The sequence below is a fragment of the Crenobacter oryzisoli genome (assembly GCF_030385785.1).
Lineage (GTDB): Bacteria > Pseudomonadota > Gammaproteobacteria > Burkholderiales > Chromobacteriaceae > Crenobacter_A > Crenobacter_A oryzisoli.
This window is the reverse complement of record NZ_JAUEDK010000037.1, coordinates 1-25,190: the sequence shown is the minus strand read 5'-3', so window position 1 is coordinate 25,190 and position 25,190 is coordinate 1. Positions and strand designations below refer to the sequence as shown.

At 59.4% G+C, this 25,190-nt stretch carries 22 protein-coding genes and 1 pseudogene; 15 read left to right on the top strand and 8 right to left on the bottom strand.

Annotation, left to right across the window (positions count from 1 at the left end; genetic code table 11):
* Nucleotides 1–31: 31 nt before the first annotated feature.
* Nucleotides 32–1,635, bottom strand: a pseudogene (locus QU481_RS17170) (fatty acid--CoA ligase).
* Here QU481_RS17170 and QU481_RS23790 point away from each other — a divergent pair.
* From QU481_RS23790 to dmpG, 8 genes are all read left to right on the top strand, one after another.
* Nucleotides 1,634–2,464, top strand: coding sequence for a flavin reductase family protein (locus QU481_RS23790; RefSeq protein WP_346432452.1), 831 nt, complete (start codon nt 1,634–1,636; stop codon nt 2,462–2,464). The pseudogene QU481_RS17170 and the gene QU481_RS23790 sit on opposite strands and share 2 nt — an antisense overlap.
* A gap of 20 nt (nt 2,465–2,484) precedes the next feature.
* On the top strand, nt 2,485–3,699 hold the full coding sequence (locus tag QU481_RS17160; RefSeq protein ID WP_289831254.1) for an acyl-CoA dehydrogenase family protein: 1,215 nt from the start codon (nt 2,485–2,487) through the stop codon (nt 3,697–3,699).
* A gap of 12 nt (nt 3,700–3,711) precedes the next feature.
* Nucleotides 3,712–4,581: a VOC family protein gene (locus tag QU481_RS17155; protein ID WP_289831253.1), complete on the top strand. Its 870-nt coding sequence runs from the start codon at nt 3,712–3,714 to the stop codon at nt 4,579–4,581.
* A 22-nt stretch (nt 4,582–4,603) separates the two neighbouring features.
* Nucleotides 4,604–4,921: an SCP2 sterol-binding domain-containing protein gene (locus QU481_RS17150; protein WP_289831252.1), complete on the top strand. Its 318-nt coding sequence runs from the start codon at nt 4,604–4,606 to the stop codon at nt 4,919–4,921.
* Between the two features lie 65 nt (nt 4,922–4,986).
* The gene (locus QU481_RS17145; RefSeq protein ID WP_289831251.1) at nt 4,987–5,850 is read left to right on the top strand and encodes an alpha/beta fold hydrolase; all 864 of its coding nucleotides are present in this window, start codon (nt 4,987–4,989) and stop codon (nt 5,848–5,850) included.
* 10 nt (nt 5,851–5,860) lie between these two features.
* Nucleotides 5,861–6,649 (top strand): 2-keto-4-pentenoate hydratase, encoded by a 789-nt coding sequence (locus tag QU481_RS17140; RefSeq protein ID WP_289831250.1) that lies wholly within the window; start codon nt 5,861–5,863, stop codon nt 6,647–6,649.
* Between the two features lie 12 nt (nt 6,650–6,661).
* Complete coding sequence (locus tag QU481_RS17135; protein WP_289831249.1) at nt 6,662–7,606, top strand: acetaldehyde dehydrogenase (acetylating); 945 nt, start codon at nt 6,662–6,664, stop codon at nt 7,604–7,606.
* Between the two features lie 9 nt (nt 7,607–7,615).
* On the top strand, nt 7,616–8,650 hold the full coding sequence (gene dmpG / locus QU481_RS17130; RefSeq protein WP_289831248.1) for a 4-hydroxy-2-oxovalerate aldolase: 1,035 nt from the start codon (nt 7,616–7,618) through the stop codon (nt 8,648–8,650).
* Nucleotides 8,651–8,751: 101 nt separating this feature from the next.
* Here the strand turns inward: dmpG and QU481_RS17125 are convergent, their stop codons facing one another.
* Nucleotides 8,752–9,426: a TetR/AcrR family transcriptional regulator gene (locus tag QU481_RS17125; RefSeq protein ID WP_289831247.1), complete on the bottom strand. Its 675-nt coding sequence runs from the start codon at nt 9,424–9,426 to the stop codon at nt 8,752–8,754.
* A 696-nt stretch (nt 9,427–10,122) separates the two neighbouring features.
* On the opposite strand from QU481_RS17125, the gene QU481_RS17120 reads away from it, so the two are divergent.
* From QU481_RS17120 to QU481_RS17100, 5 genes are read left to right on the top strand one after another with little or no spacing between them, the layout of a single operon-like run.
* Nucleotides 10,123–13,095, top strand: coding sequence for a molybdopterin-dependent oxidoreductase (locus QU481_RS17120; protein WP_289831246.1), 2,973 nt, complete (start codon nt 10,123–10,125; stop codon nt 13,093–13,095).
* Nucleotides 13,083–14,264 (top strand): VOC family protein, encoded by a 1,182-nt coding sequence (locus QU481_RS17115; protein ID WP_289831245.1) that lies wholly within the window; start codon nt 13,083–13,085, stop codon nt 14,262–14,264. The genes QU481_RS17120 and QU481_RS17115 overlap by 13 nt, the downstream gene beginning before the upstream one ends.
* Nucleotides 14,265–14,274: 10 nt before the next feature.
* Nucleotides 14,275–15,234: a fumarylacetoacetate hydrolase family protein gene (locus QU481_RS17110; RefSeq protein ID WP_289831244.1), complete on the top strand. Its 960-nt coding sequence runs from the start codon at nt 14,275–14,277 to the stop codon at nt 15,232–15,234.
* An 11-nt stretch (nt 15,235–15,245) separates the two neighbouring features.
* Entirely contained in the window at nt 15,246–16,145 is a 900-nt protein-coding gene (locus tag QU481_RS17105) for a 4Fe-4S dicluster domain-containing protein (protein WP_289831243.1), read from the top strand.
* Complete coding sequence (locus QU481_RS17100) at nt 16,138–18,006, top strand: acyl-CoA synthetase (protein ID WP_289831242.1); 1,869 nt, start codon at nt 16,138–16,140, stop codon at nt 18,004–18,006. Before QU481_RS17105 ends, QU481_RS17100 begins: the two co-directional genes overlap by 8 nt.
* Nucleotides 18,007–18,378: 372 nt before the next feature.
* Here QU481_RS17100 and QU481_RS17095 read toward each other — a convergent pair whose 3' ends face one another.
* Nucleotides 18,379–18,738 carry an ankyrin repeat domain-containing protein gene (locus tag QU481_RS17095; RefSeq protein ID WP_289831241.1) on the bottom strand — a complete coding sequence of 120 codons (360 nt, stop codon included), beginning with the start codon at nt 18,736–18,738 and terminating at the stop codon, nt 18,379–18,381.
* A gap of 1,341 nt (nt 18,739–20,079) precedes the next feature.
* Nucleotides 20,080–20,283, bottom strand: coding sequence for a cold-shock protein (locus QU481_RS17090; protein WP_289831240.1), 204 nt, complete (start codon nt 20,281–20,283; stop codon nt 20,080–20,082).
* A gap of 536 nt (nt 20,284–20,819) precedes the next feature.
* Between QU481_RS17090 and QU481_RS17085 the strand changes: the two genes are divergently transcribed.
* Nucleotides 20,820–21,092, top strand: a complete 273-nt coding sequence (locus QU481_RS17085) for a hypothetical protein (protein ID WP_289831239.1) — start codon at nt 20,820–20,822, stop codon at nt 21,090–21,092.
* 35 nt (nt 21,093–21,127) lie between these two features.
* Here the strand turns inward: QU481_RS17085 and infA are convergent, their stop codons facing one another.
* Both infA and QU481_RS17075 read right to left on the bottom strand, forming a co-directional pair.
* Nucleotides 21,128–21,388: a translation initiation factor IF-1 gene (infA, locus tag QU481_RS17080; protein WP_289831238.1), complete on the bottom strand. Its 261-nt coding sequence runs from the start codon at nt 21,386–21,388 to the stop codon at nt 21,128–21,130.
* A 386-nt stretch (nt 21,389–21,774) separates the two neighbouring features.
* Entirely contained in the window at nt 21,775–22,197 is a 423-nt protein-coding gene (locus QU481_RS17075) for a hypothetical protein (RefSeq protein ID WP_289831237.1), read from the bottom strand.
* A gap of 709 nt (nt 22,198–22,906) precedes the next feature.
* On the opposite strand from QU481_RS17075, the gene QU481_RS17070 reads away from it, so the two are divergent.
* Nucleotides 22,907–23,518 carry a TetR/AcrR family transcriptional regulator gene (locus tag QU481_RS17070; RefSeq protein ID WP_289831236.1) on the top strand — a complete coding sequence of 204 codons (612 nt, stop codon included), beginning with the start codon at nt 22,907–22,909 and terminating at the stop codon, nt 23,516–23,518.
* Nucleotides 23,519–23,807: 289 nt separating this feature from the next.
* Here QU481_RS17070 and QU481_RS17065 read toward each other — a convergent pair whose 3' ends face one another.
* Nucleotides 23,808–24,212 (bottom strand): Hsp20/alpha crystallin family protein, encoded by a 405-nt coding sequence (locus tag QU481_RS17065; protein WP_289831235.1) that lies wholly within the window; start codon nt 24,210–24,212, stop codon nt 23,808–23,810.
* A 9-nt stretch (nt 24,213–24,221) separates the two neighbouring features.
* A partial coding sequence (locus QU481_RS17060; protein WP_289831234.1) for a hypothetical protein occupies nt 24,222–25,190 on the bottom strand: 969 nt, incomplete at its 5' end.

The following is a 25,190-nucleotide window of genomic DNA, read 5'->3' as shown; positions in this document are numbered from 1 at the left end:
GGGGGCTAGGCGTCAACTCATACACCCGCCGTCAGTCGGAGAACTGCGTGCGCAGACGGCTCTTGTCGAGCTTGCCGACGCTGGTCCGCGCAAGGTCCGCTACGATGCGCAGTTGCTCGGGCACCGCCCATTTCGAGATCTGTCCTTGGGCGGCCTGCTTGGCTACCAGCTCGATCAAGCTCTCTGGAGTAGCCTGCTCTCCGGGTTTCAGCACAACCAAGGCGAGCGGGCGTGCGCCCCATTTTTCGTGCGGCCCCCCGATCACCGCGACCTCGCTCACCGCCGGGTGCTGTGAGATCAACGACTCGATCTGTAACGACGAGACCCACTCGCCGCTGGTCTTGATGACGTCCTTGAGCCGGTCGGCCAGGGTTACGACTCCGTCCGGGCCGATCACGCCAAGATCGCCGGTATGCAGGTAGCCGCCGTGCCAGAGCGCTTCCGAAGCCTCGGTATTCTGGTGATAGCCTTGCGTCAGCCACGGTGCGCGCACAACCACCTCGCCGATCTGCTGGCCGTCACGGGGAAGGGACGTCATCGCTTCGTCGACCAAGCGCAGGTCAACCAGCGGGATCGGCAGCCCGGCGCGGCAGCGCCACTGTGCGTCTTCCGGTAATTGGGAGGAGGATGGCTGGGCCAACGTCAGGATCGGGCAGGTTTCCGACATGCCGTAGCCGGTAAACACGTCTATTCCCATCTCCAGGGCCCGTGTGGCCAACCCTTCCGGCAATGATGAACCGCCGATCACCACCTTCAGCCTGGACAGGTCGATGTCCTGGGCGCTCGGGTGGGTCAGCAGCATATGCAGAATGGTCGGCACGCACTGGGAAAATGTCACGCCCTCGCGCCGGATCAGCTCGAGCAGCCGCTCCGGCTGGTAGCGCCCAGGATAGACCTGTTTGACGCCAAGCATGGTGGCGACATACGGCAGGCCCCAGGCGTGTACGTGGAGCATCGGGGTAATCGGCATGTACACGTCTTCGCGGTGGAAGCGCCCGTGTTGCGCCGAGCCGCCCAGCGCCGCGGCAGCGGCCAGCGTATGCAGCACCAGTTGCCGGTGACTGAAATACACCCACTTGGGTAGTCCGGTGGTGCCGGTGGTGTAGAAGGTCGTCGCGCGCGTGTGCTCGTCGAAGTCGGGAAAGTCATAGTCCGGGCTGGCGGATTCCAGCAAGGCTTCGTACTCGCCTGAGAACGACGGAACGTCGGACTGTGTTTCATCGCTTAGCAGGACGAAGCGATCGACCGTCTCGAGGCGCAGCCGAATCGATTCCAGCAGTGGCAGGAATTCGCGGTTGACCAGCAGTACTTTGGCACCAGCGTGATTGATCGTGTAGACGATCTGCTCGGGCGACGGCGCACGTTCACGTTCATCAGCGTGGCTCCCATCATCGGTACCGCGAAATAGCACTCGAGGTAACGGTGGCTATCCCAATCCATCACCGCCACGGTATCGCCGTGCCCTATGCCCAGCGTGGCCAGGCTGGACGCCAGCCGGCAGAGGCGCTCGCGCCATTGCGTATAGCTCAGCCGAACCTTGTCGCCATAGACGATTTCTTGCTGAGGCGCGCAGGACAGCGGGGTGTGTAGTAGCTGCTTGATCAGCAGCGGATAGGCGTAGGCAGCGGTAGTCATGAGTAGGGCTCCTTGTAGTGTCGGGCAGCAGGGCCGCCAGTGGTGGAAGCCGACCTGCACAGCATGCAGAACACAACTGGCATGGCATGGCCGGCTTGTCTTCAAAATAATTGAACATATATGTTCAAAATACAACCGAACAAATAAAATTGAAACTATGTGTTTGACTTCGATTTGTTTGGTTTGTACATTTGTGTTCAATAGAAGACACGAATTCCCCTGGTGCCGAAGGGGAACAAAGGACATGAGGAGAACAATGATGAGTCACTCATCACAGCCGTCGCCCATCGACGCGCACACCTATCGTTCCGTCATGGGACTCTGGCCGACCGGGGTGTCGGTGGTCACCGCCCTCAATGCGGAAAACCAGCCGCTCGGCATGGTGATCGGCTCCTTCACCTCGGTCAGCCTCGATCCTGCCCTGGTGGCGTTCTGCCCGCAGAAGAGCTCGGCAAGCTGGCGCGAAATGCGCGAGACCAAGCGCTGCTGCATCAATTTCCTGTCTGAATTCCAATCCGATCTGTGCTGGCGCTTCGCTTCCGGCAACGTGCACGGCCGCTTCGAAGGGCTCGACAGCCGCACAGGCGAATCCGGCGTGCCGCTTCTGGATGGCTGCGTGGCTTGGATCGAAGTCGAGATCGAGCAGGAAATCGAAGCCGGCGATCACTGGATCGTGCTGTGCCGCGTCGAAACGATGAGGAAAGGGTCCGAGGCTTTGCCGATGGCCTTCGTCCAGGGCCGGCTCAGCAAGTCCTCTCCCATTTTTCAACTTCCGGCCGACCACCTCGGCGCCTGGGAGCGTTCTTTCAACCTGCTGCACACAAGCTGAAACTACGAGACGGAGACCTTATGAACACCATGACGAAGCCCGAAGCGGGCACGGTTACGGCCCAGGCGCTGATCGCCCGGGCCATCGAGATGCAGCCGGTACTGCGCGAGCGCGCGGCCACCACCGAATCCCTGCGCATGGTGGACCCGCGCACGGTGGCGGATTTCAAGCAGGCCGGCTTCTTCAAGATGTTCCAGTCATCGTACTGGGGCGGCTACGAGTGCCATCCGGCCGATATTTTCCAGGTGCAGGAACTGCTGGCCCAGGCTTGCCCATCCAGCGCCTGGATCATGGGTGTAGTCGGCGTGCACAACTGGCAGCTGGCGCACTTTCCCCTGCAGGCGCAGGTGGATGTGTGGGGCGACAATCCCAATGTGCTGCTGTCTTCCTCTTATGCGCCGACCGGTACGGTGGAAGAAGTCGAGGGCGGCTGCATCCTGCGCGGTCGCTGGTTCTTTTCCAGCGGCGTCGACCACGTCGATTGGGTGCTGCTCGGCGCCAACATCCTGCGTGAAGGGGTGCCGTTCCCGGACTACCGCACGTATCTGGTGCCCAAGCAAGACTTCAAGATCATCGACGACTGGCACGTGATGGGGCTCAAGGGCACCGGCAGCAAGAGCGTCGAACTGAATGAGGCTTTCGTGCCGGACCATCGCCAGCTGCCGATCGCCGCCAGCCAGATGCTCAGCACCCCGGGCATGGCCGACGGCACCGCCGATGCGCCACTGTTCCGCGTACCGTTTCCCACCATTTTCGGTGCCTGCATCACCACGCCGGCACTCGGTGCGGCGCAGCGCATGCTCGATCTGTTCGTCGAGTCCGCCATGCACGCCACCAGTGCCTACACCGGCGCGAAGTGGTCGGCCGAGCAGATGACCCAGCTGCGTATCGCCGAATCCGATGCCGAACTGCGCGCCGCGCGCTTGCAACTGCGCGCCAACTTCAACGAGGTGATGGAGGCGGCCGAGCGCGACGGCGATATTGGCCTGCTCGACCGCGGCCGCTACCGCTTCGACCACTGCAATCTGGTCGATCTGGCCTACCGTGCCGCCGACCGCATCTTCGTCGCCAGCGGCGCCCGCTCGCTGGTGAGCACGCAGCCGATGCAGCGCCTGTATTGCGACATCCAGGCTGCCCGCGTGCATGCCATCAACAACCGCGTCAAATGGGGCAGCACCCTGGGTCAGATGGCCATGGATCACTACCCCGACGACATCCTGTCGCTGTTCATCTGATCGGGGAACACCATGAGCTATTTGAAGAATCTCAATTACCTGATCCTCGGCAGCAGCAGGATCGATGAATGGCACAGCTATTTCACCGACTTTCTGAGCATGGAGGTGCATGAGCAGGCCGACGGCTCGCTCAAGGTGCGGATGGACGAGCAGGCCTACCGCTTCATCGTCAAGCCGAGTGAAACGGAAGACATCTGGGCCGCCGGTTTCCAGGTGGCCAACCGGGCCGAACTGCGGGCGTTCGAGCAGCACCTGCGCAGCCGCGGCATCGAGTGCGTGCACGGCACGGCGGATGAGGTGGCCGAACGTCAAGTGGAAGACATGTTCTGGTTCCAGGATCCGGAAGGCCTGCGTCTGGAAGCCGTCTGCAATCCGCTGCGGCTGTCCGAGCCGCCCGCTCTGCCGCATATCCCGGGTGGTTTCCTGACCGGTAGCCAAGGCTTTGGGCATATCGCCATCACGGCGGAAGACCTCGATGCCTGCGAGGCCTTCTACAAGGACGTGCTGGACTTCAAGGTTAGCGACTACATCCGCCAGGACATCCAGGGCTTTCCGATCCGGTTCACCTTTTTCCACATCAATCCGCGCCATCACACGCTGGCGCTGGCCGGGGTGCCTGCGCTGTACCGCATGCACCACCTGATGGTGGAGGTGAAGGATGTCGACGTTGTCGGCCGGGCGCTGGAACGCGCCAAGAACATGGACATCCCGATCCATATGGAAATGGGCCGCCATCCGAACGACCGCATGCTGTCCTTTTACGCCAAGACCCCAAGCGATTCCAACGTCGAATTCGGCACCGGCGGGCTGGAAATCAACGATGAAAGCCACTGGGAAGTGAAAACCTACGACGCCATCAGCGAATGGGGCCACAAGCTTTAACCCACCGGAGGAGAAACCTGCAATGAGTGAACTGAATTTCGATTTTCTGGCCGCGGAGCTGGAACAAAAAGCCACCAAGCTAGGCAATCTCGGCGCCCGTCTCAAGTTTGTGTTCGAAGGCGAAGGGGCGGTGCATATCGATGCCTCGATCGATCCCGCCGTGGTCTGCCGCGATGGCAGTCTGGAAGCCGACATCACCATCACTGCGCCGCTCAAGGTGTGGGTCGACCTGCGTGCCAAGAAACTGGCCCCGCACGTGGCCGCGTTGACGCGCAAGATCAAGATCAGCGGCAACCTGGGGTTGATGAAACTGGCCCCGCGCATCATGGCCGTGCTCTAACGCAAGCGTGCCGCCGCGATGGCCGCACGTTGTGGGCATCCGGCGCCGATGGGAAGGATAAGAAGATGGCAAGACTCGCTTTGAGCGAAGGCCGTTATCTGGATGCGGGCGATGGACTGCGCCTGCATTTTCAGGAGTGCGGTAGCGGGCCGGCGGTGATTTTTCTACACGGCAGCGGTCCCGGTGCCAGCGGGCAAAGCAATTTCGAAAGCAATATGCTGGAATTCGCGCGCGCGGGCTTCCGCGCCATTGCGCTCGATCTGTTCGGCTACGGCCAGTCGAGCAAGCCGGCCGATCGCCGTTACGAGCTGGCGTTTCAGGTGGTGGCTCTGAAGTCGTTGGTGACCCAGCTCGGCTTGCGCAAGGTCAATCTGGTGGGCAATTCCATGGGCGGCGCGGTGGCCTTGCGCTTCGCCATGGAAAACGCCGAGCGCATGAACAAGCTGATCCTGCTGGCGCCGGGTGGTCTGGGCAAGAAGCTGCGCTATCTGCGCATGCCGGGCATCCGCGCCATGATGTGGACCATGCTGGGGCCGGGCGGGCCGAGCTGGACCAAGCTCAAGAAGGTGTTCGACCGCCAGGTATATGACCCGAGCAAGATTCCGGATGCCCTGATTTCCGAGCGGCTGGCAGTGGCCAAGACGCAGCCGCGGCAAGTCTACTCGACGTTGAAGGTCGACAATCTGCTGCCGCGCCTGGGCGAAATTGCCTGCCCGACCCTGTGCTTCTGGGGCACCGATGACCAATTCTGCCCGGTTGAAACGGCCGCTTTGCTGGCCGATGGCATCCGCGACTGCAAGGTCATGCTAGTTGGGCGCTGCGGCCACTGGGTGCAGATGGAGCATCCGGAGCTCTTCAACGGCGAAAGCCTGCGCTTTCTCGCCGACGAAGTTCAGGCTTTGCCTGCGGCCACCGAACTGGTGAGCTGAGGAGATGACCTTGTCCAATTCCCTTGCTCGCTTGGAATGTGCAGCCGCCAGCTTGGCCGAGGCGCGCCGCAACCGCCAGCCCTGCGCGCGCATCTCCGAGACCTTCAACATTTCCAGCCTGCAGGATGCCTATGCGGTGCAGGAAATCAACACCCGCGACGCGCTGGTGGCCGGCCGGCGCCTGACCGGCAGAAAAATCGGCCTGACCTCGAAAGCGGTGCAGCAGCAGTTGGGTGTCGATCAGCCCGATTTCGGCATGCTGTTCGCCGACATGGAGGTGCTGGACGGCGGTGAGATCGACTGCGTGCGGCTGATTCAGCCCAAGGCCGAAGGCGAGATCGCCTTTGTGCTGGGGCGCGATCTGCCCAATCCGGATACCAGCCTGAACGAACTGCTGCTGGCGGTTGAATACCTGCTGCCGGCGCTAGAGATCGTCGATTCCGCCATCGCCGACTGGAACATCACGCTGGTCGATACCGTGGCCGACAACGCCTCGTCCGCGCTGTACGTGCTAGGCAAGCAGCCAACCCGCCTGTCCGGGCTCGATCTGAGCCTGGAAGGCATGCTGCTGCAGAAGAACAGCGCGCAAGCCGCCATCGGCGTCGGCGCCGCCTGTCTTGGCAACCCGCTTGACGCCTGCCTGTGGCTGGCGCGCGCCATGGCAGCGTATGGCCGCCCGCTACAGGCCGGCGATGTGCTGCTGTCCGGTGCGCTGGGGCCGATGACCCCGGTAGTAGCCGGAGATCGCCTGCATTTGCGCCTGACCCGCCTCGGCGAAGTCAGCTGCCGTTTCATCTGAGGAGACGCTTCCATGCGTGACGACAAGAAACTGAAGGCCGCTATCGTCGGTTCCGGCAATATCGGCACCGATCTGATGATCAAGATGCTGCGCCACGGCCGCCATCTGGAAATCGCCGCGATGGTCGGCATCGATCCGGAGTCGGAAGGCCTGGCCCGCGCTGCGCGCCTTGGCGTGGCCACTACCCATGAAGGGATCGAGGGCTTGGCCGCCATGCCGGTGTTCGACGACATCGATTTCGTGTTCGATGCCACCTCGGCCACTGCCCACGTCAAGAACGATGCCTTTCTGCGCGGGCTCAAGCCCGGTATCCGCCTGATCGACCTGACGCCGGCCGCGATTGGCCCCTATTGCGTGCCGGTGGTCAACCTGGAGCAGCACCTCGACCAGGGCAACGTGAACATGGTCACCTGCGGCGGCCAGGCCACCATCCCGATGGTGGCGGCGGTGTCGCGCGTGGCCAAGGTGCACTACGCCGAGATCGTCGCCTCGATCAGCAGCAAGTCGGCCGGGCCGGGCACGCGCGCCAATATCGACGAATTCACCGAGACCACCTCCAAGGCGATCGAAGCGGTCGGCGGCGCGGCCAGGGGCAAGGCCATCATCGTGCTCAATCCGGCCGAACCGCCGCTGATCATGCGCGACACCGTGTACGTGCTGTCCGAATACCGCGATCCGGCCGAAGTGGAGGCTTCGATCATGCGCATGGAGAAGGCAGTGCGCGCCTACGTGCCGGGCTACCGTCTCAAGCAGAAGGTGCAGTTCGACGTGATTTTGGACGATGCGCCGCTCAACATCCCGGGCCTGGGCCGCTTTGTGGGCCTCAAGACCTCGATCTACCTCGAGGTGGAAGGCGCCGCGCATTATCTGCCGGCCTACGCGGGCAATCTCGACATCATGACTTCCGCCGCGCTGGCCACCGCCGAGCGCATGGCACAGTCCATCATCGGTCTTTGAGGAGGCACCATGGCGTTCCAATCCAGCAAGAAACTCTATATCTCAGACGTCACCCTGCGTGACGGCAGCCATGCCGTCCGCCATCAGTATTCGATTGCCCAGGTACAGCAGATCGCCCGTGCGCTGGACCGCGCCAAGGTGGACAGCATCGAGGTGGCGCATGGCGACGGCCTGCGCGGTTCCAGCTTCACCTATGGTTTTGGCGCCCACACCGATCTGGAATGGATCGAAGCGGTGGCCGATGTAGTCAGCCACACAAAAATCGCCACCCTGCTGCTGCCCGGCATCGGCACCATCCACGATCTCAAGGCAGCCTACGGCGCCGGTGCCCGCGTGGTACGCGTGGCCACCCATTGCACCGAGGCGGACATCTCCAGGCAGCACATCGAGTACGCACGCGAACTGGGCATGGACACGGTCGGCTTCCTGATGATGAGCCACATGACAACCCCGGAACACCTGGCACAGCAGGCCAAGCTGATGGAGAGCTATGGCGCCACCTGCATCTACGTGGTCGATTCCGGCGGCGCGATGACCATGCAGGATATCCGCGAGCGCTTCCGGGCGATCAGGTATGTGCTGGACCCGGCCACGGAAACCGGTATCCATGCCCACCACAATCTCAGCCTGGGGGTGGCCAACTCCATCGTCGCCGTGGAAGAGGGCTGCGACCGTATCGATGCCAGCCTGGCCGGCATGGGTGCCGGCGCCGGCAATGCCCCCCTTGAGGTGTTCATTGCCGCCGCCGAGCGTCTGGGTTGGGAGCACGGGACGGATCTCTATGCCTTGATGGATGCTGCGGACGATATCGTGCGACCCTTGCAGGACAGGCCGGTGAGGGTAGACCGGGAAACCCTCGCGCTCGGCTATGCCGGGGTGTATTCCAGCTTTCTGCGCCATGCCGAGGCGGCGGCGCGCAAGTACGGGTTGAGCACGGTGGAGATCCTGCTGGAACTGGGCAAGAGGAAGATGGTCGGCGGACAGGAGGACATGATCGTCGACGTGGCGTTGGATCTACTCGACAACCCGGTGCAGGCCCTATGAGCCAGCGTTCCGCTTACCTGCCTCGGGCGTGGATTTGCTTTTTGTTGGCAAATTTTGTCATTTTGACAAAATTGTATTGATTTATGGGCTGGCCGCTGGGGTCACTCTGCAGCCAGTGACTTCGGCTTTCGCCGCAGCGTGGGTTGCGGGTGTACCAGCGCAGCTTCGATGCGGGAAGGTGCGACCCCCAGCCCCTGCAGGGAAATGCGTATGACGTCGTTGGCGTAGCCGGGGTAGTCCCTGGCGCCCATGTGCCTGCGCATGGCGATGATCAGGGTGCCGCCGATCAGGTCGAAAGCGACGCGTTCATTCGGAAAATGAAACAGGCCCGCTGCGCGTCCATTGCGCAAGTCTTGAAGCACCGGTTCGAAAACCGGGCCGAAAGGAAGCTGGTCCAGGCATTCCGGACGGGCGAAGAAGGCTGCCCAAGTTGGGTCGACTTCAGCATTGCCTAGCCATAAGCGTATCCCGGTGGTCAGCCGTAACACCGGGTCGCTCAACTCGCCGATCTCGGTTTCGATCAATGCGATAAGGTCGGCGCTTAGCCATTCCAGCGTGGCCTGCAGCAGATCCTGCGTAGTGCGGAAATAGTTGTAGAAGGTGCCGCGCGCGATGCCTGCTTCGGCGATGAAGTCTTCGATCACCGGCGCCTCCGGCCCCTTGAGCGCAAACACCTTTAGGGCGGCATTGAGGATTTTCTGGCGGGTGCGTTCGCGCCGTTGCCGGCCTACTAGGGTGCGGTGATTGATCGGGTCGGTTTGCTGAGCTTGGGACATGATGCGGGCAAGGTTGGGCTTTGATGGTCATTGCTTGGAATGCTAGCAAATCCCTCATGAAAATGACAGTTCTGTCATTGTGATATGGACAGCCGGAGGATCCGGTGCGGGCGTTGCGTCGCCTACCGAACTCAGATCTGGGTGAACAGGGTCTCCGCCCTGCTCAAACTACTGGTTGCCGAGGCCGAGAATTTTCCGGATATGGCAAGCGCGACGTATCAAGCGTTGATCGACCAGACTCGCGCCATACTGGCGGCTGTACCGGCAACAGAGGTGATAAGAGGTATCTTCACGACCCGTGAATATAGAGGCGCCCGTGGGCGCCTTGCTAGTCTAGTTCTGAATGGTGGGGCAGTCGCCCCATGTTCTCTCGTCTGCTGCTGATGCGGCTGAGCCTGTCAATGCGTGGCCCTCTCTGCGGTACAGGCTGGATCTCTAATGCTCACCGGAATGAGGGCTGTCCCGGCTGGATGCCGCTAAGCCGCCGACCATTCCATCCCCTCGGCAGAATTCCCCTTTTCGCATCACAGTCCTGTGCCCTTGATGTGCCTTGCTTGTGTCGCGACAGCGCAAGTGGCTAAATTTCTAATGTTGGACTATATTGTCAACCTGACATAACAGTTCAATTATTGAAGACTGTAAATTACAAAAACAAGAAATTACAAGAGCACAGAGCAACACCAAGAGAGGAGAAGCATGAAGCGTGCGCTTTTGAAGGGCATCCTGTTCGGGCTGTCTGCGGCCATCCGTGTGACTACCGCGCGCAGCCCTGCGTTCCGAAAACAATTACGTGAACGCAACCTGGTTGCGCAGATCCGTCTCAAGGATGGCAGCATCGGGCGCCATTACTGCTTGCGCGGCGGTAAGGTGAGTTCGGCGGCTGGTTTGCATCCGGCACCGGATGTGACCATCGCATTTCACGACGTGGCTACCGCTTTGGATTTCATGAAGCCGCCGGTCGACCAGGCCAAGATCGTGCATGCGGCCAAGCACTTCAAAGTGACAGTGCAGGGGCCCGACAAGCTGGTGGTGTGGTTCATGCAACTGCTCAACCGGCTGCAGACAGCCACGCTGCAGATGGGCACGCCGCAGCGTGACGGTACGGTGCGCTACACCACCAATACCAACGGCGGTCCGTTGTTCGTCTACGTGAAGGACGGCCGCATCGTGCGCACCACGCCGATCGACCTCGACCGGGACGACGCCGCCAGCTGGACCATCCACGCACGCGGCCGCAGCTTCACCCCGCGGCGGGCCGCCACGATCAGTCCGCATGCGCTGGCGCTGCGCTCCATGGTGTATTCCGAGAATCGGCTGCTGTATCCGATGAAGCGGGTCGACTTCGATCCGAACGGCGAACGCAATCCCCAGAACCGCGGCAAGTCCGGCTACGTGCGCATCAGTTGGGACGAGGCACTCGACATCGTGTCATCCGAGATCAAGCGCATGAAGCGCGAGCACGGTCCCGGCGCGGTAGCGATCTACCATAGCTCGCACCATCAATGGGGCAATGTCGGCTACTACCTCTCCGCGCTGCAGCGCTTCGGCAATCTGATCGGCTACACCCGCGTGCACTTGAACCCGGACAGCTGGGAAGGCTGGTACTGGGGAGCGCAGCATCACTACGGCAACAGCATGCGGCTGGGCACCCCGGGCGGCTACGGTTTGGTGGAGGACTGCCTGAAGGAATGCGAACAGATCGTGTTCTGGTCGAGCGACCCGGAAACCACCAGCGGCTGCTACGCCGGTTCCGAAGGCACCGAGCGCCGGCTGTGGGCCAAGGAACTCGGCATCGAATTCATTCATATTGACCCGCACTACAACCCCACCGCGCAACTGCTCGGTGGGCGCTGGATTCCGCTGCGCCCGGGCAGCGATTCGGCGCTGGCGCAGGCCATCATGTACGTGTGGGTGACCGAGGGGCTGTACGACCGCGATTACGTGGCGACCAAGACCACCGGCTTCGAGGAATGGCGCGCCTACCTGCTGGGCGAGAGCGACGGCGTGGCCAAGACGCCGGAGTGGCAGGAGGCGGAAACCGGCGTGCCGGCCAAGGACGTGCGTGCGCTGGCGCGCCTGTGGGCATCGCGCAAGACCTATCTGGCCGCCGGCGGCGCCGGGCAGGGCCTGGGCGGTGCCGGACGCAACCCGACCGGCACCCAGTGGGCGCGCTCGATGATCCTGCTGATGGCGATGCAGGGCTGGGGTAAGCCGGGGGTCAACTTCGGCAACCTGCAATTGTCCACCCCGCTCGACATGACCTTCTACTTCCCCGGCTACGCCGAGGGCGGCATCTCCGGCGATCTGTACTGGACCGCTTCGGCGATCAGTAATTACAACCGCATGCCGCACGTGCTGAGCATGAACCCGGTCAAGCAGATGATCCCGCGCCAGAAGCTGGCGGACGCCATCATCGAGGGGCGCAGCACCGGCTACTACTGGGACGGGGTGTCGCTGGAAGCACAATTCGTGCCGTTCGAGTACCCGTTGCCGGGCCATTCGCGCGTGCACATGCTGTACCGCTACGGCGCCTCGTCGTTCGGCACCATGGCCAACTCGCAGCGCATGGTGGAGGCCTACCGCCATCCCTCGCTCGAGTTCGTGGTCAATCAGTCGATCTGGCACGAAGGCGAGACCCAGTTCGCCGATGTGATCCTGCCGGCCTGCACCATGCTGGAACGCTACGACATCGGCGAATGGTCCGGCGCGGGCGCCTACGGTCACCACATCCAGCAGCAGCTCAACCACCGCATGATTGTGATGCAGCACAAATGCATCGAGCCGCTGGGCGAGTCCAAGTCGGATTACCAGATCTTCCTGGACATCCTTGAGCGGCTCGGCCTCGGCGCAGTGTTCTCGGAAGGCTGCAGCGAGCTCGATTGGTGCAAGCGTGTATTCGATTCGTCCGATCTGCCCAGGTACGTCAGTTGGCAGGCGTTCCTCCGTAAGGGCTATTTCGTGGTGCCAGCACCGTCGGAGGCGCAGCGCGAGCCGGCCTATTTCCGCTGGTTCGCCGAGGACCGCCACAAGGATGCGCCGGAGCCACTGCCGCTGCCTTCTCAGTACGCCGACACCTTCGGCAAGGGGCTGCAGACGCCGTCCGGCAAGATCGAATTCGTCTCGCAAACCTTGCAGCGCGCCTGCGCGGACAACCCGGAGCGGCCGGCGCTCAACCGCTACATCCCGTCGCCGGAGGGCCCGGCCGATGGCGAGCGCTTTGCGCGCTATCCGCTGCAATTGCTGTCCAGCCATCCGCGCTACAGCTTCCACACCTATAGCGACGGCAAGGGTAGCTTCATCAACGACCTCAGCGCGCACCGAATCCTAAAGGACGGCTATTACTACTGGCCGCTGCGCATCAGCCCGCAGGATGCCGCCGTGCGCGGCATCGCCCAGCATGATCTGGTGCGCGTGTTCAACGAACGCGGCGCGGTGCTGTGCGCCGCCGAGATCACGCCGCTGATCGCCCCCGGGGTATTGAAGGCGTTCGAGTCCAGCGCCGTGTACGACCCGATTCCTGACCGCCACGGCGGCATGATCGACCGTGGCGGCTGTGTCAACCTGCTGACGTCCCCGCGCCCCATTGTCAAGGGCAGCTCCGGCATGGCGTCCAGCAATTGTCTGGTGGAGATAGAAAAATGGAGGGAGACCGCAGCATGTCCAGTTTGAAAACGGCCAGCGTGCCTGTCCGCGTGAATCCCGGCCAGGAGGCCTTCCCGGCCATCCTGCCGGAATGGCCGGAGAACCAGCGTCCGGCTTTCGTGCAGCAGGTATGGCGCCCAGCGGCGCTGGTGAAAGCCGATGCGCTGGCCTTTCTGATCTTCGAACGGCCCGACCTCGATCGCAGTGAACGCTTCCTGCTCGACTTCGGCCTGCAACTGATCCGGCGCGAAGCCGATGTGCTGTATTTCCGCGCCAGTGCAAGTCCGGCCTGCTGCTATGTGGTGCGGCGTGGCAGCCAGGCGCGCTTTGCCGGCCTAGGCTTCGAGCTGCGCGAGAGCGCCGATTTGGATGTGCTGACTATGCATGCCGGGGCGAGCCGCGAGAGCAAGCTGGAGATTCCAGGGGGCGGCCAGGCCGTGCGGCTGATCGATCCACTCGGCCATGAGGTATGGGCGCTGGCCGGCCGCGAGCACGGCAAGCCCCAGGTCGAACTGGAAGCGCGGCTGCCGGCCAATACCCCGACCGCCACGCCGCGTGTCAATGCCACCGTGCGTCCGCCGTTCGGGCCGTCCAAGGTGGCCAAGCTTGGCCACGTGGTGTTTCAGACCACTGATTTCACCGGCCTGACCAACTGGTATATGCGCCATTTCGGCCTGCTGCCGACTGATGTGTTGTATCTGCCCGACGGCAGTCCGAACCTGATCTTCTTCCGCTTCGACCGCGGCGACGAGCCGGCCGACCACCACAGCGTGGTGATCGCCGGCGGGCTGGCAGACCGCTACGAGCACAGCGCCTACGAGGTGCAGGACCTCGATGCGCTGGGGCAGAGCAGCCAGTATCTGCGCTCCAAGGGCTGGAAGCATGCCTGGGGCATTGGCCGACATTCGCTCGGCAGCCAGTTGTTCGACTACTGGTTCGACCCGTATGGGGCCGAGCATGAGCATTACGCCGACGGCGACGTGTTCACCGCCGACTACGCACCGCGCTACAGCCCGATGAATCAGGGCGGTGTGTGGATGTGGGGCGATGATGTGCCGCCGCACATGCTGCCCAAACCCAATCTGACCACCTTGTGGCACGCCGCCCGCCTGCTGTGGCGCCGCAAACTGAGCCTGGCCCGGCTCAAGCAAATGGGCGCCGCCTTGTCCGAACCAGCCCGGCCATGGATGAAATGAGGAGACAACAATGGCTTTGACTGTATTGCGATTCAACCGCGCCGGCGCCGAGCCGGGCTGGGGTGTTCTGTTTGGCGACAAGGTGGCTCCCCTGAGCGGCCGCTATGCGACCACCGGAGACTTGATCGAGCAGGGACTGGAAGAGGCGCGCGCGCTGCGCCCGGCCGACGCCGTGCTCAAGCTCGACGAGTTGGCGTTGCTGCCGCCGGTCACCGCTAATCAGCAGTTTCTCTGCCAGGGCCTCAACTACCGCTGCCATGTGCGCGAGTCGGGGATGGACCCGGCCAAGATCCCGTTCAATACGCTGTTCACCAAGGCGCCGTCATCGCTGACCGCGGCTCGCGGCGACATCGTGCGGCCGGAGCACGTGAGCCTGCTCGATTACGAAGTCGAACTGGGCGTTGTGCTCGGCCGCCACATCAACGGCCCGGTGCGGGTCGACGAAAACAATCTGCACCAATACGCCGTCGCGCTCACCGTGGTGAACGACATCAGCGCGCGCGATATCCAGCTGCCGCAGGCCCAGTTCTACAAGGGCAAGAGCTATCGTAGCTTCGGTCCGGTCGGTCCCTACCTGGTGTTTCCGACGGCGGAGGAGTGGCGCAAGCTCGGCGAGCTGCGCCTGCGTCTGGCGGTGAATGGTGAGGTGCGTCAGGACGGCTATTGCCGCGAGATGATTTTCAAGCCGGCGCAGACCCTGACCGAGCTGTCCGGCCTGCACGACCTGGCGCCCGGCGATCTGCTCGCCACCGGCACCCCGGCCGGCTGCGCCGCGGTGGCACCGAAGAGCAAGCTGGTGCGCTGGATCTTCCGCGTGCTGCCGGAGCAGCGCAAATGGGCGTTGTTCCTCAGCAAGCAGCAGAGCAATCCGCGCTATCTGAAGCCAGGCGATCAGATGGTGGCATCGATCCGCACCGACGACGGCCGCATTGATCTGGGCGAGCAGCGCCACCGGATCGTGCAGGCCTAGGGAGTGCCGCGATGAAGAAATGGAATCTGATTGTCGACGTAGAGCGTTGCCACAACTGCGGCAACTGCGTACTGGCCAACCAGGACGAGCATGTCGACAACGACTTTCCCGGCTATGCGGCGCCGCAGCCGAAACAAGGTGGCGCCTGGATCCGCATCGAGAGCGTGGCGCGCGGCACCCCGCCCATGGTGGACGCCGCCCATCTGCCTACCATGTGCAACCATTGCGATAACGCGCCCTGCATCGCCGCCGGGCGCGGCGCGGTGAAGAAACGCCCCGACGGCATCGTCATCGTCGATCCTGTGCTGGCCAAGGGCCGCAAGGACCTGCTCGCAGTCTGTCCATACGGAGCCATGCACTGGAATGAGGAGCTCGGGCTGCCGCAAATCTGGATCTTCGACGCCCACTTGCTCGACCATGGCTGGCATGAGCCACGCTGCAGCCAGGTGTGTCCGACCGGCGCGCTGCAGGCGGTCAAAGTGAGCGACGAAGTGATGCAGGAGCGGTTCAAGTGCGAGGGATTGGATGTGTTGCAGGAAGAGCTGAACACGCGACCGCGCGTCTACTACCGTAACCTTTATCGTTATCGCCAGTGCTTCATCGGCGGCAGTGCGGTCTATGGCGAGGGGGCGGGTCGTGACTGTGTACCGGACGCCGAGGTCACGCTGAGTCGTAACGGAAAGATCGTGCAGCAGACGGGTACGGACGGATTCGGCGATTTCAAGTTCGACCGCTTGCCTGGCAACAGCGGACGATACCGGATCGAAATCCGCCATCCACGCTTCGGCCAGGCTGCGCTGGAAGCGGATCTTTCCGATAGCCTTTATCTGGGCGCGATCAGGCTGCAAGCCCCGTCGGGCGATCCACGCAATCTTTTCCACTCATCCAAGCTGGAGCCGCAATATGAATGACCGAGCGATACGCTCCCTCGCTGACATTGAGCATCTGGAGGCCATTCCACTCGAACAGCGCTTGGCTGGCTTTGCTTCCAGTTACGATGTGTTCAGACGGTCCGCCGAGCTGTGGCCGAATGCTACTGCAATCAGCTTCCTGCCGCAGGGCATTGTCGACGAAGAAGCACTGCGCATCAGCTATGGCGAATTGTTCGCCAATGTCACGCGGGCCGCCAACTTGTTCTATTCGCTGGGTGTCGGGCCATCCGATGTGGTGTCCTACCTGTTACCCAACTTGCCGCAGACCCACTACGCCCTGTGGGGCGGCCAGGCGGCCGGCATCGTCAACGCGATCAACCCGTTGTTGGACGCCGAGCAGATTGCGGCTTTGCTGAACGAAGTTTCCTGCAAGGTGCTGGTCACGCTCGGCCCCAGTGCGGGGCCGGAATTGTGGAGCAAGGTCGTGGCGTTGCGCGACAAGGTGCCGTCGCTGCAATCCGTGCTGTTAGTGCAGGAGCCGGAACCGCCAGAAGAGACTCTGTCTTTCGATGTGGAACTGGCCAAACAAGCACATGACTACCTGCTGAGCGGCCGCCGCATCGGGCGGGACGACATCGCTGCCTACTTCCATACTGGCGGTACCACCGGCACGCCCAAGATCGCCCAGCACAGCCACTGGAACCAATTGGCCAATGCCTGGTGCGGCACCGTCGCGGTCGACCTTGGCCCACAAGATACCTTGTTGTGCGGGCTGCCGCTGTTTCACGTCAACGGAGTGATTGTCACCGGGCTTGCCGCCTTCATGGCCGGCTCACACGTGCTGCTGGCCGGGCCAATGGGGTACCGCAACCGTGCCATGCTGGAGCAGTTCTGGCAATTGGTGGAGCGTTTCCAGGTCACCGCATTCTCGGCCGTGCCGACCGTATACGCGGCATTGATGGCGGTGCCGCGCGGCGAGGCCGAGCTGTCATCGCTGCGCTTCGGCATTTGCGGCGCGGCGCCGATGCCGGCGGCCTTGATCCGTCAGTTTGAGCAGGCAACTGGCATCCGCATCCTGGAAGGTTATGGGCTGACTGAGGGCACCTGCATCAGCGCGATCAACCCGCGTGACGGTGAGCGGCGCCCCGGTTCAATCGGTCTGCGTATCCCATACCAACAGATGAAACCGGTGCTGTTGGACGAGCAGGGCAGGTATGTGCGCGATTGCGCGGTGGATGAGATCGGCGTGCTGGCGATCCGCGGCCCCAATGTGTTTGCGGGCTATACGCAGGAAGAAGCCAACCGCAATCTGTGGATAGACGGCAAATGGCTCAATACCGGCGACCTGGCCCGGCGCGACGCCGACGGCTACCTGTGGCTGACCGGCCGCCAAAAGGAGCTGATCATCCGCGGCGGCCACAATATCGATCCGGCGCTGATTGAGGAGGCGCTGATGCGCCACCCGGCGGTGCAACTGGCGGCGGCGGTCGGCAAGCCGGACCGCTACGCGGGGGAACTGCCGGTGGCCTATGTGGTGCTGCGCGAGGGGCAGAGCGTCAGTCCGGAAGAACTGGTTGACTATGCTCGCAGCGTGGTTCCGGAACGCGCGGCGGTGCCGGGGGAAATCTACTTGGTCGACAGCTTACCTCTGACGGCGGTCGGTAAGGTGTTCAAGCCGCAGCTGCGCTACGACGCCACCGAGCGAGTATTCCGTGCCTTGCTGGAGCCATCGATGAATCAAACTTTGTGGCGGATCAAAGTTGGCCCGGATCCGGTTTATGGCGTGCGTATGCAGATCATGCCGGCCGCGCCGATGGCAGCTCGCGCGCAGATTACCCAGGCGGTGCACGAGGTGATGGCAGGCTTCAGTCTGAGCTACGAGCTGATCTGGATTGACTGAGGGGCAATGATTAGGCCGTCCTCATCCGCCGTGGTCGATCAACTGGCTAGTGCGGTCGGCCGCTTCCGGGCTAGTCTCTGAGCATGCAAAACGGCCACCCGTGGGTGGCCCTCCATCTCGAATTCCAGAGGGTTGTGATCTGACAAGGGGGCTCAATTGGCCTTGAGAGCCTTGATCAGCTCATCTTGCCGCCTTGTCGGAGGACTTCGTCAACAATGTTGTTCCGATAGGCTGTAATCAGCCTCGCTCCTTCCTCCGCGACGTTGTTGATCCTCTAGCCCTTTCACTACCCTTATGCAGAAAGTTCAGCTCACGCTCAATGAGCCATACTAAGGATACGTGAGTATTTCTAATGACATTAATGCCAATTTTTCAATAGTGATCTTGTGAGCGCAGTTTGCAGAAGAAAGAGTGTTCTTGTATCAAGTCATAAGCAACATGAAGATTGCTGTCTTTGATGGTTTGATCTGCATTCAACTCTAATAGTGCCTCTACAACTTGTGTCTGTCCATTCTGATAGGCTAAGTGTAAAGGGGTCATGCCATTTTGATCTATTTCGTTAATGTCATCTCCATACTTTACATAAAGCCTTACGAGATCAACTTTCCCTGACGCTGCTGCTTTATGCAGTTGACCATGAGTACTTTTCTTTTGGTATGCCACTGATGCCTGCCTTTTGTTGTGACCAGTCATTCCCTGCGAGTTGCGTGTGACGCTAACCTTCGCTTTCATTTAATACCTCACATTTGACTATGGCCATAATGCCATGCCCATCGAGTGATTTGACAATCGAACCAGGGTGGCTGTCAGATAAATAGTGGGCGTAGCTCAATGCATCACTTTTAGCACTAAAGTCAACAATAGGGATTACCGATCCGGTAAGAAATATCTCCCACCTTCCTGATGTCCCATACTTTACTCGGTATATCATTGAATATTTAATCATGCTCACTTGATAACTCCTTGCCTGAGGCAGGCACCACTATGAGGGGATGATCCTAATAAGTAGTGATTGACTCAATGCATGGTGATTTCAAGACCGAGATGCAAGTGAAAACCACTGCAAGAAATACAGTATAGGTCATGCAATGCTATGCTTCAGGGGAGGATGGTACAATACGCAGATTGTTATGCAATAAACATGCGCCATGGCGGTTTTTATTGGTGTTAGCTAATATTTTCTTATTTTTGATCGATCTGATTTTCTTGAGAGGGGAAAGTAGTCATCGCAGCTTGTGCCGAGGCACATCGTAAGCTTAGCTTGTTTTCAATGTAATAGCTATTAGAATTAGACGTCTGGAGAAATTCTTCCAATACGGTTATTTTAAATTTCTAAACTGATAGCCATCAATGATGTTAGTCAATTGGCTGCTCTATTCGGAGAAGGGGCTGCTTTAATTTTGCGTCGACTGACTAAGCGTTGCTACTAAAACCCAGCACAATGGTCCTGCTCATCGCACTGCCACAGACAGTACTGGGAGTACGGCAAGATAGCGCAACTACGCTTGTGGGGCTTTGCTAGTAGCTCTGAAATTTCATTGGCCGCTGCAGGAGCTCTGATAGGTGACAGGAATGAACAGGGCGATTCCGTAAATATCGGGAAGTGTGGCCTATCGTAGTGACCAAACTGCTAATAGTCTCTATGTTAATGAACGTGATAGGCTTAATGCTCTTTTGCCTATGGTAATGCTTCTATAGAAGACCAATGTTATTAGAGTCGATTATGCATTGACAGCCAGAGCCAGCAACAATGCTGAGGCGGCAAGCCGATATTAACCTTCAGAAAGCCAGCACTGACATGGTGGGTTTTAAAACGGTGAGGCGTATAGATGCCCCTCTGCTCAATAGAAGCTTTTCAAAGTCACCGTCTAGGTAACAAAATTCATATCCTGATCGTCTAAGTCCTATTACTATGGCAGTTCTGCCGGAGGGCAATATCACATGAGAACCTTCTCTTAAGTAGTCTAAACCTTTTTTCGTTGGCATGTATCTCTTCGGTCGTGGATGCGTGGTGTATTTGGATTATAAAAGCCCCGCTATGCGGGGCTTTTATAATGTAAAGTCAGACAAGGGTCACGTTGGCTGAATGTTTGTGGCTGCAGGGCCTTTTTTACCCATGCCCCTAGTAAAGCTTACTTTTTGGCCGTCATGAAGCGTCTTGAAGCCTTCGGCTCTGATTTCCGAGAAGTGAGCAAAAAGATCTTCGCCACCATTATCTGGGGTGATAAAGCCAAAACCTTTTGCTTCATTGAAGAATTTTACTGTGCCGGTTTCCATTATGTATTCCTTTGGTGGGTGATAGTGAGCAAATGCTCGAAATGCACGATACTCAAGGAATAAATAAGGAAACGATGAAGTCCACGTTTTATGGGCGACGAGGTATCGATAGGTATGACTCTTGAAGATCCTGCTGTGCTATTTATACTTATACGCACTCAAAGCCGATAAGTCAATAAAATTGTTAAACTTTATCAGTGCCTTACCAGAGATGCTGCGATAATTTATTGAATTTGGATTATGAGGCCTATGTCAAAATAAGCTGGCAGAAGTGAGGCGGCTCTTCAGTCGCTCAGCATTTTCAATGCCTTCAGGGCATATTTAAACATAACGAATGAACGAATTAGGTTGGTTTGAGCCGATCGAGGGAATAGAAACCGGTCATTTCAGGAAGATGGCCGCTTAATGTCCACTCATCGCCAGCTAGCAACCACAATGGACCAAAACATTGAGATGCAGCTTCGGCCGAAGAGCAGAATTCTTCTGGTAGGGGCTTGCATACTGCTGCTCGGCCCAAATGCTCGTTCGATACGGGGATGAAAAATGACCGCTTCTATATCAGCGGGCAAGTATTCAGTTTCCTAGAAATCCAGGAGCAGTTTATTGCTTTTATTTTATTTACGTACCTACACCATGGTAACGCAAGCCTCACCCTGATATCGGGCGCTTTCGATGCCGAATGCAGAGCTAAAGGTTACCAAGAAATGACGGCCGATTTGCTGAATGGACATTACTTCAAACGCGATGGTCGAATTGTCGATTTGCTGGGTGATGTGGTCACCCTGTTTCAGTTCTTTGATTTTCATTAGTATTTTCTTTATAACTACCCATTTATGAATAGTCCTCAATGACGACGTCGCATTGGCGAGGCCTGTTCTAATCTTGCAGTAGGATGGCGGAAATTGATACGCCCTTTGGTGAGATCATAGGGCGACATTTCCACCGTGACGCGGTCGCCAAGCAGCACGCGTATGCGGTGCAGTTTCATCTTTCCCGAGCCATAAGCGAGTATCACCACATTGTTATCGAGCCGGACGCGAAAACGCGACTCCGGCAACATCTCGATGACAACGCCTTGCAGTTCGATCATGTCTTCCTTGGGCACAGTAACTCCAATCCTGAAATGACAGATTGCCACGACGTGCACAAATGCAGGGCCGTGACTGATGGCTTCGTAAACCTTGAGCGGAAATTGCCGTGCGATGTGACAGCAGTTAATGCGAGGCAGACGGCCGCATGGGTCGCCTAGAGAAGAGAGTTAACCATGATGACGATAAGTTCTTGATTTGTCAAATTTTATCGACAGCATGCGTCACACTATGCCATCGGGGCAAGCCAGCAGGGACCATCCCTGCTGTAATGGAAAGCGCTGCGTAAGGCCAATCTCCTAACGCCCTTCACGGATTTAGTTTGTATGGCCAGCATCAGCACAAGGGCCTAGAATTGGCCAGATGTTGCCGGAACAGCTGGCCAGATTTACCGAAATCAGCACTAACCCTCCGATTGTCGGAGGTTGCGCTGCATGTATCGGTGAATGGCCTGTTCGGCATCATGATCCCTCTGACCGGCAAAGTAGAGCGAGGCGGTTACCGCCAAGGAATCGCGCTGGATTTCCTGATAGATTTTGAGGGCCTTCTCCGGTTTGTCGGTGACCAGAAGGGGGGTGTGCTGTTGTACCAGGTCGGCGCTTTCCTTCATCCCATGGCCGACAAGGGCCGAAACCAGCAGATCGATCTGGTTGTAGCTGTGGCCTTCAAACGATGGATAGTCAATGAGGATGGCCGCGATGTTCTGTGGTTCCATCAGTTTGGTCAGGGCTGCGAGCGCATCTTCCCGCGGTAGGGCCATCACCGAGGTAGCCTTCGTATCCTGTTCAGCTGTGCCGAGCAATGCTGCGAATTTCGTGTAGATCATTGCGATTAGTCAAGCTTTTGGCCTGTCCTCTTAGTTAAATAAACTGTACAGTACGGTTATATTCGCGAGACATCAGAACCTTGTCAAGCGATAACTGAACTCGACCGCGTGGACTGCCCCGACAACAGTACGCACTCCCAGCTTATGGTTTGAGCATAAGATGGCGTATTCGACGATGGCCATCACCGAGCCATGCTTGATCCGCGCATCGGGGAGCAAGGATTGGGGCGGGCCAGTGCGCCCAGGGACTCAGGTTCATATCATCCTGGTCGGGCAAGGGCTGATGCCGCAGCAACACGGCGGCGATGGGCAGGACCAATACCGAGATGAGCCGCGAGGTGGCGATGCCGCCTCACAGGCCGCTGCTCACGGTCATGGTGCTACCGAAGACTTGGTGTACATGGTGAGGCCGTGCACCTCAGCGTGGCCTGGAAGGGCACATTGAAGGTGGACACGGCAATGATCCAGGCTACGCCGACAGGGCCAGCAGCTCGATGTTGAGCAGGACGGCATGGTTCAAAGCAGTGGCGGCGGCGGTGGCCAACCCCTTGGGGCGAAGGCAGCATTCCGCCCGTGCGTGGCAGCAACAAAGTGTGTCCTCTGGTCTCGTGTGTTAATATTTGCATAGCAATACCGTACTGTACGGTTATAATAAAAATTCAAGTATGTCGGAGGTCAACGGAGCTGAACAGTTCATTAGGAGTGGGTCATGAGGATGAAAAGTGAAAACAGGCGCCTGAAAATCGTGGCAGTGGCAGCTGAGGTGTTCCAGGAACGTGGCTACGAGGCCACGTCGATGTCAGAAATCACTACTCGTGTTGGCGGTTCCAAGGCCACGATCTACAGCTACTTTGCCTCCAAGGAAGAGCTGTTTCTCGCGGTAGTCAAGGGGTGGGCTGAAGAGCGCATGATGCAGGCTTTCGGTAGTCTGCAGCCTAGCGATGATCTCACCGCGACGCTGCAATCCTTCGGAGAACGCTTTCTGAGAAACGTATTGAGCCCGGATCTGATCATCGTGCGCAGCATCGTGATGGGAGAGGGGGCACGCTCTGGTATCGGCAAACTGTTTTTCGAAAGCGGACCCGCCGAAGGATGGGGACGGCTGGCCCACTTTCTCGCGGGGGTGATGGAGGCTGGGCGGCTGAGGCAAGGCAAACCGTGGCGGGCTGCGCGCCACTTGATAAATCTGCTGGAGGCGGATTTTTTGGAGTCGTTCATCACCGGCGCCACCGAACCGCCTAGCGACGAGCAGATAGTCGAGTCGGTGGAGGAATCTGTACGGGTGTTCATGAATGGCTACAGTGCAGCGGCTTCTCCGTGAGCCACTTTTTTGCGGGTAACGAAGAACTGACCGTTTTCGAGTGTCTATCAATCTGACCCCGAGCGATGCATGACAATAGGGTTGAGGAGGCTTTGTTAATGAAATGGACGCTCCCTTCATTCAGTGAGGTGGTAGCAATCTCACTGTGGCACCGCGATGCCGGCCTAGGAAGGGGGCGTCCATTTCATTAACAAAGCCGATATCAGCACAAATCAGCTACTGTGAACACACCCTAACGGCCCGGTTCGTCTGATATCCGCCCGACACCATGGCACTTTGCGTGCTTGCCCTAGCCGATATCGATCGTGCGACTCACGGTCTGCACCGGCTCCGATTTCGGCACGGTTAACGTGAGTACACCGTTGTCAAACTTTGCCAAGGTGTGGTCGGGGTCTGCGTTTTCCGGCATCGGGATCGTGCGCATGAAGCTTCCATGGGCGCGCTCCAGCCAGTAGCAGCCGTTTTCCTCTCTGCGCACATCCTGCTTTTTCTCTCCGCGCAGCACGATTGCCCCATCCTCGACGCTCACCTTCAGATCTTCGCGTTCCAATCCGGGCAGTTCGGCGGTCACACGCAGCACCTTCCCTTCATCGACGACGTCGATGCGCGGCTGGAAGCGCGATGAACTGAAGTCGCCAAACCATCGTTCGAGCGCGCCACGACCTGCAAACGGGTCATGAAAGAACTGTTCCAAAAAACTTGCTCAAAGTAGAGCAATGGATTTATCCGCACTTCGTTGACGCGGCTTGCGCCGACCAACTGAAGCCTCTTGACGCTCAGTTGCGCCGGAGGAACGTGATTGCAGAATCCGCAGCACCTCGCGGTGCGGCATGAACCGGGCAATAGCCGGGTCATGGAGCCGGTGTTTCACGTTCCGGGCAGCGTTGAAATCCGCTTGGATCACGTCCCCGTTGGCACGGTGAAATTTGTCGCCCACCCGCCTGCCTTCCAGCAAGCCGGTGAACGAGTCCATTTGCGACGTATAAGCGGCATTCACGGTGACATGCACCGCGCCACGCTGCGAACACACTTCATCGATGGCTTGGGCCAGTACACTTTTGGCCCAACCACTCATGCGGCGGTTGTAGTTCCGCCACTGTACTTTCACCTTGATCGGCGCGGTCAAATCCTCTGACGCCACCACCGCCGCTTTATCCACCACCTGATGCGCGGCCTGATAGGCAATCGTTCTCAAGTGTTGCTGGGTGCGGTCGCGGCGGGCGTTCAGTTTTTTCCGGCCAAGGTTGTTTTGTCGGATTCGGTCAGCCTTGGCAGTGCGCCCCGCTTCCCGATGCTGCTTTTCCAGCGCATGTAGCTTGTTTCTTGCTTTGCCGGTGGCGGCTTGCTGATCGCTGTAGCGCGTCAGCACCCCACCAAAGCGTTCACCGTGGCGCACCCCGTCCGAATCGGTCAGCGCCTCGCTGTAGCCTTTATCGACGCCGACTTCCTGCGTGCCGCACGGGCGGCCTGCCGCCTTTGCTGTGGCGTAATGGATGTCGAGCTGATCGTCCTTGACGAGGATCCGCAGATTGCCGCCGCGCAGATCAACGCCCTTGCCGTTGCTGTTCGTCGTCAGTCGGATTGCTGCGCCGTACTGCCTTGCAATCCTGATCGTCACCACCAATCGGCCATCGACAATCTGCTCGCTATGCTTGTCCGACCTGACCACAAA

Bases quoted from the DNA above. Each gene is read 5' to 3' on its own strand.
- QU481_RS23790 (WP_346432452.1), top strand. From the start codon at position 1,634: ATGAGTAGGGCTCCTTGTAGTGTCGGGCAGCAGGGCCGCCAGTGGTGG.
- QU481_RS17160 (WP_289831254.1), top strand. From the start codon at position 2,485: ATGAACACCATGACGAAGCCCGAAGCGGGCACGGTTACGGCCCAGGCG.
- QU481_RS17155 (WP_289831253.1), top strand. From the start codon at position 3,712: ATGAGCTATTTGAAGAATCTCAATTACCTGATCCTCGGCAGCAGCAGG.
- QU481_RS17150 (WP_289831252.1), top strand. From the start codon at position 4,604: ATGAGTGAACTGAATTTCGATTTTCTGGCCGCGGAGCTGGAACAAAAA.
- QU481_RS17145 (WP_289831251.1), top strand. From the start codon at position 4,987: ATGGCAAGACTCGCTTTGAGCGAAGGCCGTTATCTGGATGCGGGCGAT.
- QU481_RS17135 (WP_289831249.1), top strand. From the start codon at position 6,662: ATGCGTGACGACAAGAAACTGAAGGCCGCTATCGTCGGTTCCGGCAAT.
- dmpG (WP_289831248.1), top strand. From the start codon at position 7,616: ATGGCGTTCCAATCCAGCAAGAAACTCTATATCTCAGACGTCACCCTG.
- QU481_RS17125 (WP_289831247.1), bottom strand. From the start codon at position 9,426: ATGTCCCAAGCTCAGCAAACCGACCCGATCAATCACCGCACCCTAGTA.
- QU481_RS17120 (WP_289831246.1), top strand. From the start codon at position 10,123: ATGAAGCGTGCGCTTTTGAAGGGCATCCTGTTCGGGCTGTCTGCGGCC.
- QU481_RS17115 (WP_289831245.1), top strand. From the start codon at position 13,083: ATGTCCAGTTTGAAAACGGCCAGCGTGCCTGTCCGCGTGAATCCCGGC.
- QU481_RS17110 (WP_289831244.1), top strand. From the start codon at position 14,275: ATGGCTTTGACTGTATTGCGATTCAACCGCGCCGGCGCCGAGCCGGGC.
- QU481_RS17105 (WP_289831243.1), top strand. From the start codon at position 15,246: ATGAAGAAATGGAATCTGATTGTCGACGTAGAGCGTTGCCACAACTGC.
- QU481_RS17100 (WP_289831242.1), top strand. From the start codon at position 16,138: ATGAATGACCGAGCGATACGCTCCCTCGCTGACATTGAGCATCTGGAG.
- QU481_RS17095 (WP_289831241.1), bottom strand. From the start codon at position 18,738: ATGAAAGCGAAGGTTAGCGTCACACGCAACTCGCAGGGAATGACTGGT.
- QU481_RS17090 (WP_289831240.1), bottom strand. From the start codon at position 20,283: ATGGAAACCGGCACAGTAAAATTCTTCAATGAAGCAAAAGGTTTTGGC.
- QU481_RS17085 (WP_289831239.1), top strand. From the start codon at position 20,820: ATGAAAAATGACCGCTTCTATATCAGCGGGCAAGTATTCAGTTTCCTA.
- QU481_RS17075 (WP_289831237.1), bottom strand. From the start codon at position 22,197: ATGATCTACACGAAATTCGCAGCATTGCTCGGCACAGCTGAACAGGAT.
- QU481_RS17070 (WP_289831236.1), top strand. From the start codon at position 22,907: ATGAGGATGAAAAGTGAAAACAGGCGCCTGAAAATCGTGGCAGTGGCA.